Annotated in this window: 9 protein-coding genes; 5 read left to right on the top strand and 4 right to left on the bottom strand. The window is 69.0% G+C overall.

All coding sequences use genetic code 11. From position 1 onward, the window contains the following. Positions 1-190 (bottom strand): TetR/AcrR family transcriptional regulator (locus tag VQ03_RS23320; RefSeq protein ID WP_048453294.1); only part of this gene is annotated, 190 nt, incomplete at its 3' end. Positions 191-329: 139 nt separating this feature from the next. Between VQ03_RS23320 and VQ03_RS23315 the strand changes: the two genes are divergently transcribed. Then, positions 330-509, top strand: coding sequence for a hypothetical protein (locus VQ03_RS23315; RefSeq protein ID WP_048453295.1), 180 nt, complete (start codon positions 330-332; stop codon positions 507-509). Between the two features lie 474 nt (positions 510-983). On the opposite strand, the gene efeB is transcribed toward VQ03_RS23315, so the two are convergent. Genes efeB through efeU form a run of 3 tightly spaced genes read right to left on the bottom strand, consistent with a single transcriptional unit; the run spans position 984 to position 4,343 of the window. Beyond that, entirely contained in the window at positions 984-2,342 is a 1,359-nt protein-coding gene (gene efeB / locus VQ03_RS23310; protein ID WP_048453293.1) for an iron uptake transporter deferrochelatase/peroxidase subunit, read from the bottom strand. Positions 2,343-2,350: 8 nt separating this feature from the next. After that, positions 2,351-3,481, bottom strand: coding sequence for an iron uptake system protein EfeO (efeO, locus tag VQ03_RS23305; protein ID WP_048453292.1), 1,131 nt, complete (start codon positions 3,479-3,481; stop codon positions 2,351-2,353). 22 nt (positions 3,482-3,503) lie between these two features. After that, entirely contained in the window at positions 3,504-4,343 is an 840-nt protein-coding gene (gene efeU, locus VQ03_RS23300; RefSeq protein WP_048453291.1) for an iron uptake transporter permease EfeU, read from the bottom strand. A 359-nt stretch (positions 4,344-4,702) separates the two neighbouring features. Between efeU and VQ03_RS23295 the strand changes: the two genes are divergently transcribed. From VQ03_RS23295 to VQ03_RS23280, 4 genes are all read left to right on the top strand, one after another. Then, positions 4,703-5,356 carry an ABC transporter ATP-binding protein gene (locus VQ03_RS23295; RefSeq protein WP_048453290.1) on the top strand — a complete coding sequence of 218 codons (654 nt, stop codon included), beginning with the start codon at positions 4,703-4,705 and terminating at the stop codon, positions 5,354-5,356. Positions 5,357-5,450: 94 nt separating this feature from the next. Then, positions 5,451-6,692: a KpsE/RkpR family capsule polysaccharide export protein gene (locus VQ03_RS23290; RefSeq protein WP_048453289.1), complete on the top strand. Its 1,242-nt coding sequence runs from the start codon at positions 5,451-5,453 to the stop codon at positions 6,690-6,692. 73 nt (positions 6,693-6,765) lie between these two features. Further along, the gene (locus VQ03_RS23285) at positions 6,766-7,992 is read left to right on the top strand and encodes an MFS transporter (RefSeq protein ID WP_048453288.1); all 1,227 of its coding nucleotides are present in this window, start codon (positions 6,766-6,768) and stop codon (positions 7,990-7,992) included. Between the two features lie 340 nt (positions 7,993-8,332). Continuing rightward, on the top strand, positions 8,333-9,391 hold the full coding sequence (locus VQ03_RS23280; protein WP_157064221.1) for a YwqG family protein: 1,059 nt from the start codon (positions 8,333-8,335) through the stop codon (positions 9,389-9,391). Positions 9,392-9,551: the final 160 nt, after the last annotated feature.

The following is a 9,551-nucleotide window of genomic DNA, read 5'->3' as shown; positions in this document are numbered from 1 at the left end:
TCGACGGGAAGTAGCGGTAGAGGTTGCCGGGGCTCATGCTGGCCTCCGCCGCCACGTCGTGCATCGTGGCGCGGTGGAAACCGTCGCGGACGAAGCAGGCCTCCGCCGCATCGAGGATGCGGGTACGGCGCTCCTCGGTCGAATCGAGGCGGGCGGGGCTGGCCTGAGCGGGGTTGGTTTGGGGCGGCACGCAGGGGCGGTCCTGAGAATGAACGTTCATTCTCTACACCAGAATCGGGTGTTCCTGCAACGTTCGATCCGGTGCAACCTCCGCCGACCGGCTCGCGTTGAAGGTCAGGATTTCAGCCTTCAGTGGGAGGACAATGTTCATGGCCATCTTCCAGGTCAGGCAGGCCGCGACCGGCGCCATCCTCTGGACCGGCGGCGCCGAGAACGAGCAGCAGGCCCTCGACGCGATGGCGCGCGAGGCGGGCTACGCCGATTTCGCGGCGATTCCGGAATCGTTGCGCGGGGCGGGCACCAAGGTGGACCGCTTGAATCTCGGCTGAGCGGGCGCGCCCAATCGCCGACGTGGGCCGGGGTTCGCACTCCGGCTTTTTCATAGGCCGGGATCGTGGGCGCTTCATGGTTAAGAAATGGTGATGGAGGATCGCTGTCGCGGGCTTCCGCCGTCGCTCCGGCGCTCATGCGGAAGCGCCGTCGCGCGCTATGGCTTCGCTTCGATTGCGTTCACCGAGCCCACTTGACTCGTCCCGCCAGCCATCCGGCCCGAATACCACCTCTCCTCGACATCATCCCGGGGCTCGACGAGGTCGAGAAGCCGGGATCCATGACCGCTGACGCTCCACGATCATGCGACCAACGCTCCGCACCATTCGTAACCGTCGGCATTTCTGGATTCCGGGCTCCGCTGCGCGGCCCCGGACTGATGCGGACGGCACCCTTATCCCGGGGCAAGTCGGATCGATTCTGAGATCGAGGCTGGATGTCGAAAGCCGATATCCGGGCAGGGTCGGATCCGCTCAAGCCCCCAGCAGCCCCTGCCCCAGGACCCCGCCCGGCTCCGGCACGCCCGGCAGGGCATAGAAGTACCCGCCGCCGATCGGCTTGATGTATTCCTCCAGCGGTTCGCCATTGAGCCGGTTCTGCACCGCCACGAAGCCGGCATCGAGGTCGGCCTGGTAGCAGACGAAGAGCAAGCCCATGTCGAGCTGGCCCGACGGGGTGATCCCGGCCGAGTAGTTGTAGCCGCGGCGCAGGATCAGGCTGGAGGCGGTCTCACGCGTGCGCGGGTTGGCGAGCCGGATATGTGCATCCATCGGCGTGCGGGTGCCGGCCGGGTCCGCGGCGTAGTCCGGCAGGGCATGCTCGTCGGTTTGCCCGAGCGGCGCGCCGCTCTCCTTGTGGCGGCCGACGATCTGCTCCTGCTCGCGCAAGGGGGTGCGGTCCCAGCGCTCGACGAAGTTCCGGATGATCCGCACCACCTGGTAGGAGCCGCCCGCCGCCCAACTCGGCTCCCCATCGCCCGGCTCCCCGCTCCCCGCCTGCACCCAGACCTGGCGCCGCATCAGGGCGTCGTCGCGGGCGTCGAGGTTGGCGGTGCCGTCCTTGAAGCCGAGGAAGTTGCGCACCGTGTCCTGCCCCTGGCGCTTGACGACCTGGGGCGGCAGCATGCCCTCCAGCTTCCAGCGCAAGGCGACGAGGCCCGGCGTGTGGCGGATCACGTCGCGCAGGGCGTGCAGGTTGGTCTCGGCGGTGTCGGCGCAGAATTGCACCAGCAGGTCGCCGTGGCAGAGCTTGCCGTCGAGGGAATCGTTGGGAAAGCGATCCATCGGGCGCAAACGGCGCGGCTTCGCGCCGTCGAGGCCGTAGCGGTCGTCGAACAGGCTCGCGCCGACGCTGAGCGTGGCCGTGAGGTTGTCGGGCAGCACCTGCGGCCCGAGGATGCCGGAATCGACCGGCGGCAGCCGCGGGTCGAGGGATGGCACCGCCCCGCCTTCGGTCAGGAAGGCGAAGCGCTCGGTCAGGATCCGGAACAGCTTGGCCAACTCGCCGCGATCCTCGGCCAGCACGTCGAGGGCGACGAACAGGGCGGCGGCCGGCTGCGGCGTGACGATGCCGGCCTGATGCGGGCCGTGGAACGGCTGACGGTCGAGGGGGCCGTCGCTGGCGACGGAGGGCGTGGCGTCCTTGGCCCGGGCCTGGTCGATGCCCGCTTGTTCGATGCCGGCTTGGGCGACGCCGGCTTGGGCGATGCCGGCTTGGGCGATGCCGGCCTGGGCGATGCCGGCTTGGGCGGAGCCGAGCGCGGCGGCACCCGTGCCGGCAGCGAGCCCGCGCAGCAGGGCGCGGCGGGAGGTCGAGAATGGGCAGGAGGCCATGGCGGCGGTCAGTCCAGGCCGAGCTTGCCGCGCAGGGTCGAGAGGTCCTCGGCCAGCACGGTGACCGGCCCTTTCAGGGCGTTGCGGTCGCGATCGCTCAGATGGTCGTAGGGGGCGAAGCCGCCGCCCTCGGTGCGGTACTTCGCCAGCAGCGTCTCGACCCGCGAAAAATTCTTCTCGGTGCGGGCGACGAAGTCGGGGTCGCGGGACGCCACCAGCGGGCGCAGGAGGTCGAAGATCTTGCGCGAGCCCTCGACATTGGCATGGAAGTCCCACAGGTCGGTGCGGCTGTAGCGGTCCTCCTCGCCGGAGATCTTGGTCGCCGCGACCTCCTCGATCAGGCCGGCGGCGCCGCCCGCCATCTTGGCCGGCGGGATGGTGAGGTCGGCCAGGCGCCGCTTCAGCTCGGCGGCGTCCGCGACGAGCCGGTCGGCATAGGGCGTCAAGCCCTCCGTGCTGTTGTCGGCCCACAATCCCTTCTCGAGGCGGTGGAAGCCGATGAAGCCTGGATCGGCTTCCTTCCTCTCGAAGTCGTCCGCCCGCACGTCCATGCTTTTATCGAGGTCGTTGAACAGCGAGGCCACCGGCTCGATCCGTTCGTAGTGGCGGCGCGCCACCGGGTAGAGCGCCTTGGCCTCGGCGATCCGCCCCGCCTTCACCGCCTCGGCGAAGGCCGTGGTCTGCGTCTCGAACGCCTCGGCCTCCCCCATCACGTAGAGCTTGTAGGCGGCGAGCGGGCCGACGAGGGCCATCGGGTCCGGCGTGCCGGGGGCGGTCGCGGCAGTGGCCGTCACCGTCAGGGTGCCCTTCGGGTTGCTGAGCAGCCCGCAGGTCATCTCGTAGGCCCCGGGCTGGAGCGTCGCCGAGAGCGACTGCACGAAGCCCGGGATGATGTTCTCCCGCTCCTCGACGATCATCGTGCCCTGGAGGATCTCCCACTCCAGCACCCGGCGGCTCTTGTTGCTGATCTTGAACACCGACTTGCCGGCCGGAACCGTGAGGGCGGCGGGCTCGCAGCCCTTGTCGGTCACCGTCACCGCGATGGGCTCGGGCGCCTGGGCCGAGGCGCTCACCGGGGACAGGGCGACCCCGGTCGAGACGAGGAAGGTGGCGAGGGCAGCCGGCCGGCGGGCGGTCATCGGGGGAGGTCCTTGCGGGAGATCAGGCGTGGCGGGGCGTGGCCACGGGAGCCGGCCGGGCGCCGGCCAGGAAGGCCCACAGGGCCGGGACCAGGAAGCCGAGATAGACCAGCACCTCGCCCCAGGCCGGCGCCTCCTGGTAGCCGAAGATGCCGGCGAGCAGGGTGCCCAGCACCGTATCGGCGGGCAGGACATGGCCGAGGTCGAAGGCGGTGGCCTGGAGGTGATTCCACAGCCCGGCCTCGTGGAAGGCGCGCAGCGCGCTGGCGAGCAGGCCCGCGGTCACGAACAGGATGAACACCCCGGTCCAGCGGAAGAAGCGGCGCAGGTCGATGCGCACGGCGCCCTTGGCCAGCGCGATCCCGATCAGCACCGAGAGCAGGATGCCGAGCGCCGCACCCGCCGGCACGCCCCAGCCGACATCCTGCTGCACCGTGGCGAGGAGGAAGAACACCGATTCGAGCCCCTCGCGGCCGACCGCCAGGAAGGCCATCACGGCGAGGGCGAAGCCACCCCGGCCTTCGCTGCCCCGCCCGAGCGCGTGGTCGACGGCGCCGTGCAGCTCGGCCCGCACCGATCGGGCGGCCTTGCGCATCCAGAACACCATCGTGCACAGCATGCCGGCAGCCAGGAGCGCGATCACCCCTTCGGCCATCTCCTGCTGCTTCTGCGGGAATTCGGCGCCGATCGCCTGCAGCCCGAGGCCGAGCGCGAGGCAGAGCGCGGCGGCCAGGACGACGCCGCCCCATACCGCCGGCATCCAGGCCCGCCGCCCGGTCTGGGCGAGGTAGCCGGCGATGATGCCGACGATCAGCGCCGCCTCGATCCCCTCGCGCAGCATGATCAGGAATGCAATCAGCACGGCGGTCTTTCCGGGAACGATGCGGGAGAATCCGGTCTCTAATCCAAAACGCCGTAAAGTCAAAGATCGAGATGCAATGTATCTCGTTCGTAAATCATGTTTCATCATTGTATAAATCTGAACTTATAATAAATCCAGGTTGCGCGTGATCACCGGGCGCGCCGGAGCGGAGGACCGGTGCCGGACGGGCCGGCTTCTCAGATTCGCCGCTTTTTCCGCCTAAGCCGACCCTGCCGGCCGCCAGGGTCGGTCTCGTTAACCGTGCGGATGCCGGCTCGGCGCATGATCGGGACAGGCCCCCGGCCCGTCCGCCGCATGCCCGGGGCGGTCGCACCCCTTTCGAGCGTGCTGTCCCGCCGATGATCCGCCTCGACAACGTCACCAAGATCTACAAGACGGACGGATACCGCCGCACCATCCTCGACCAGGCGTCGCTGACCCTGAAGCCCGGGGTGAGCTACGGCATCCTGGGCATCAACGGTGCCGGCAAGTCGACCACGCTGCGGCTGCTGGCCGGCTGCGAGCTGCCGACCAAGGGCCGCGTGATCCGCACCACGCGGATCTCCTGGCCCCTCGGCTTCGGCGGCGGCTTCCACCCGATGATGACGGGCCGCGAGAACGTGATCTTCGTCGCCCGCATCCACGGCGAGGATCCGCGCCGGGTGCTGGCCTTCGTGGAGGATTTCGCCGAGCTGGGCGACTACATGAACGTGCCGATCCGCAACTACTCCTCGGGCATGGGCGCGCGGCTCGCCTTCGGCATGAGCATGGCGATCCCGTTCGACTGCTACATCGTCGACGAGATCACCGGCGTCGGCGACGCGCGCTTCGCCAAGCGCTGCGAGGAGGTGTGGAGCCAGCGGCGGGCGAATGCCGACATCATCATGTGCTCCCACTCGATGGACACGATCCGGGATTACGCCCAGCAGGGGATCGTGCTGGCGAACGGCCGCGCCGTGATCTATCCCGACATCAACGACGCGATCGAAGTCTACCAGCGCCTGAACCAGTGAGCGCGACGCCTCCCGTCGCGCCTCTCGCCTTCGTCTTCCCGGCCGGCCGGCGCGCCACGCGCCCCGGCCCCGCCCGCAGCCGGAAACTCCTGTCATGACGATCGACGCCCGCAATCCGGACGGCAAGGCGCTCAGCCCCGCCGACCGCTCCCGGATGATCGGCGAGGCCCTGCGGCAGGCGGCCCGGGTGTCGCGCTTCTCGAACCCGAGCAAGTCGAGCATCCGGACGATCCGGGCGCAGAAGCGCCGGGACGTCGTGACCCCGCTCCTGTTCCTGTTCCTGTTCCTGATCCCGGCCTTGGGCAGCGCCGTGTTCTTCGGCCTCTACCTTTCGGACCGCTACGTGACCGAGGCGCGCTTCGCCCTCCGCCCGGCGATCGGCGGCGCCGAGAAGGCGGCGCCGGACGCGGTCGGCACCACCTCGAGCATCCCGGCCCAGATGATCGCCCAGGACTCGATGATCGTCGGCGAGTACATCAAGAGCCGGGCGATGGTCGAGACGCTGGAGCGCACCCTGCCGCTCCGGCAGATGTTCTCCCGCGGCGACATCGATCTCTACTCGCGCTTCGATCCCGAGAAGCCGATCGAGAAGCTCGTCCGCTACTGGACCGAACGGGTGAAGGTCAGCGTCGAGTCGTCCGGCCTGATCGAGGTCACGGTCAACGCCTTCGATCCGGACGAGTCCCTGGCCATCAGCAAGGCCGTGCTGACGGAGAGCGAGCGGCTGGTGAACCAGCTCACGGTGCGGGCCCGCAACGACGCCCTGGCGGAGAGCGAGCGCGAGATGAAGCGCGCCGAGCAGCGGCTGACCAAGCTCCATCTCGCGGTCCGCGACCTGCGCAACCGGGACGGCGTCCTCGACGCCCAGAAGGCCAATGACACCAACCTGAAGATGGTCGCCGAGATCCGGTCCCAGCGGATCAACCTGGCGGTCAAGCTCAGCCTGCTCCAACGCGACCTGCGGGACGACAGCCGCAGCGTCCAGGACCTCAAGGCGCAGATCGCCCAGCTCGACGACACCATCGCCCGCATCGAGCGCGAGGCGGCCAACCAGGATCCGGAGCAGCGCCGGGTGCTCTCGGCCACGCTGACCAAGTTCGAGGAACTCGACGCCGAGCGCAAGACGGCCGAGAAGTACTATGCGGCGACGATCGCGGCGCGGGAGCGCTCGCGGATGATCGCCGACCGGCAGATCGAGTTCTTCAGCATGATCGTCGAGCCGATCCGGGCGGAATCGTCCCAGCAGCCGCGACGCCTGCTCTCGATCGCGATCGCGGTCGCCCTGTCGGCCCTGGCCTTCGGTCTCGCCGTCCTGACCCGCAAGCTCGCCGCCTGATCCGCCTCCCCCTCGCCATCGGGCGAGGGCTGGCCTCGAACGCGCCCGCCGCGGGCGGGCGCACGGAACCGCCATGCTCTCCCCCGCCCCGTCCGGCTGGACGCTCTTCCGCAACCGCGACTTCCGGCTCTTCGGCGGCGCCCGCTTCCTCACCGGCCTGGCCTACCAGATGCAGGCGGTGGCGGTGGGCTGGTTCGTCTACGACCTGACCCGCAGCGCGCTGGCCCTCGGCTTCGTCGGGCTGGCGAGCTTCGCGCCGGCGATGCTCGGCGCCCTCGTCACCGGCCACGTCGCCGATACGTTCGACCGTCGCCGGGTCGCGGCCCTCTCCTACGGGCTCCTGGCCCTCGCCGGCCTCGGCCTGATGGGGCTGGCGGCCTCCCATTCCACGCCGGTCTGGCCGATCTACGCCCTGATGGTGCTGGTCGGCACGGCCCGCGCCTTCGCCAACCCGGCGAGCCAGGCGCTGCTGCCGACCCTGGTCCCGCGCGAGCAGTTCGGCAGCGCCATCGCGCTCAATTCCTCGCTGTGGCAGAGCGCGTCGGTGACCGGCCCGGCCTTCGGCGGCCTCCTCTACGCGCTCGGGCCGGCGGTGGTGTTCGGCCTCGCGGCCGCCTGCTTCGCGCTCGCGGCGATCAGCATCATCGGCATCCGGCCGCGCCCCTCCGCCATGACGACCCGGCCGGCCGTGACCTGGAGCACCCTGCTTGCCGGCCTCACCTATATCCGCTCGCAGCCGGTGGTGCTCGGCGCCATCACCCTCGACCTCGTGGCGGTGCTGCTCGGCGGCGCCACCGCGCTCCTGCCGATCTTCGCCCAGGAGGTGCTGCTCGTCGGCCCCCTCGGCCTCGGCCTCCTGCGCAGCATGCCGGCCCTCGGCTCGGTCGCGACCGCGATCGTTCTCGCGCATCGCCCGCTGACCCGCCGGGTCGGCCCGCGGCTGCTGATCGCGGTCGGGGTGTTCGGCCTCGCCACGATCGGCTTCGGCCTCTCCACCTCCCTGCCCCTGTCGATGGCCTGCCTGTTCGTGACGGGGGCGGCCGACATGGTCAGCGTCTACGTGCGCCAGAGCCTGGTCCAGGGCGAGACCCCGGACGCGATGCGCGGCCGGGTCGCGGCGGTCAACACCGTGTTCATCGGCGCCTCGAACGAGCTCGGCGAGTTCGAATCCGGCACGCTGGCGGCCTTCATCGGGGCGGTGCCGGCGGTGGTGGTGGGGGGTGTGGCGACGGTGGCGGTGGCGGCCCTGTGGGGCCGGCTGTTTCCGGCCCTGCGGCGGCGGGACCATCTCATCACCTGAGGCTTGCCCCGTGACGAGGGCGCGGCCCGATCACGTTGCGATCCGGCGCAACCGGACCGCGACCCGGGATCGTCGAATGGCGGCAGCGCAGAAGAGTGTTCGACACATTCAACGCGTGCCTGAGTCGTCACACAGCCTGGACCGCAACCGGTCGGTCACGACGGACGCCCTTGTTCCGATAGGCGGACGTTGCCTGTCGCCAGCCGTTCGTTCTTGAGATGCCGTAAGAGTTCGGCACGCCATACTGAGTGCCAGCTCACGCTCGGCGTCGGTTGCCGCTGCTCCGTACCGACGCATAAAATGAAAACGAGTCGAGCCGGTGAAGGAGTCGTTGCGCAGCATGAGCACCCCCCTGCCACGGACGCGCGACGAAATCTTGACATCCCTCGGCGACAGGGGATTGCCCACCAAGACCATCGACCGTCTCGTCGCTCAAGCGCGGACTGCATTGCTTCTCACGACGGTGGCGGTTGGCGAAGACACGCCGCCTCTGGGCTCGAGCAGGCTCGGTGGGGCTCCGGACCTTCCGGTTGGCATGAAGTGGCCGATGCGTCCGCCCTATCCGGACGCGGAGAAGCGCGCCGCCGCACATCGAAAGGATGCCGAGAGGTTACGGCAGGATTCGCGAAAGCCGCGCTCCTGGATGACCCCCGAACAAGGCGAGATATTCAGTCGCGAGCATCTGGCGAAGGCGGATGCGGTGGAGCGACCTTTCCCTCTCGCCTTCTTCGGCCAGTTCGATCTGGCGGAACTATCGGCGATCGATGGGTATGACCCCACGTTTCCGAAGACAGGGCGCCTTCTCGTCTTTTACGACTTCTTCGAACAACCGGAAGACTTCACGCCGGAGGCGTCGGTCGGCTGGCGCGTGATCTGGGACGAAAGTCCACAGGAATCGCTGACGCGGGCGGCGATCCCATCGGACCTCGAAGCGATCTCGGATGACGACTGGACGAGCATCTTCGAACCGGCCCTGATCCATGCCAGCCCCGTCGTCACGCCGATCCCGATGAGCGACGAAGGCTGGGATGCCTTCGATCTGGCCGACGGCACTCTGTCCGCGATCTACGGCGAATGGCTGTCGGAGTTCGGGACCCCGGACGAGGAAGACGGCGAGAACCACCAATTGGGTGGTTATCCTCGCACCTTGCAGAACGGCTTGCAGGCCACCAGCCAACTTGCTGCCAACGGCATCTCTTGCGGCACAGGAGAAGCCTGGACGTCACCCGAGGCGAAAGCATTGCTTCCCAGTGCCGGCGAATGGCGGCTGCTGCTTCAGATCGGCGTCGATCTCAATGCGGGAATGACCGGACCGGGTGCCTACTACGTCATCATCCGAAACCAGGACCTTGCGGCCCGGCGTTTCGAACAGGCACGCGTGACCTACCAGTGCGACTGAGAGCGAATGCCGACATCCGCTTACGCCCCTGTCGAATCGAAACCGGATCATCGGCTTCCCACCCCCGGCAGCCCGTCGCGCGGCCAACCTGACGGGCGTCGAATCCTCGGCGTCAAGCTCCCCCCGCCGGGTGCAGCGACAGCACCCGCGGGGGGAGCTT

The sequence above is a fragment of the Methylobacterium tarhaniae genome, from assembly GCF_001043955.1.
Lineage (GTDB): Bacteria > Pseudomonadota > Alphaproteobacteria > Rhizobiales > Beijerinckiaceae > Methylobacterium > Methylobacterium tarhaniae.
The sequence above is the reverse complement of the archived record's forward strand: the minus strand, read 5'-3'. Positions and strand labels throughout refer to the sequence as shown.

Bases quoted from the DNA above. Each gene is read 5' to 3' on its own strand.
- VQ03_RS23315 (WP_048453295.1), top strand. From the start codon at position 330: ATGGCCATCTTCCAGGTCAGGCAGGCCGCGACCGGCGCCATCCTCTGG.
- efeB (WP_048453293.1), bottom strand. From the start codon at position 2,342: ATGGCCTCCTGCCCATTCTCGACCTCCCGCCGCGCCCTGCTGCGCGGG.
- efeO (WP_048453292.1), bottom strand. From the start codon at position 3,481: ATGACCGCCCGCCGGCCGGCTGCCCTCGCCACCTTCCTCGTCTCGACC.
- VQ03_RS23295 (WP_048453290.1), top strand. From the start codon at position 4,703: ATGATCCGCCTCGACAACGTCACCAAGATCTACAAGACGGACGGATAC.
- VQ03_RS23290 (WP_048453289.1), top strand. From the start codon at position 5,451: ATGACGATCGACGCCCGCAATCCGGACGGCAAGGCGCTCAGCCCCGCC.
- VQ03_RS23285 (WP_048453288.1), top strand. From the start codon at position 6,766: ATGCTCTCCCCCGCCCCGTCCGGCTGGACGCTCTTCCGCAACCGCGAC.
- VQ03_RS23280 (WP_157064221.1), top strand. From the start codon at position 8,333: ATGAGCACCCCCCTGCCACGGACGCGCGACGAAATCTTGACATCCCTC.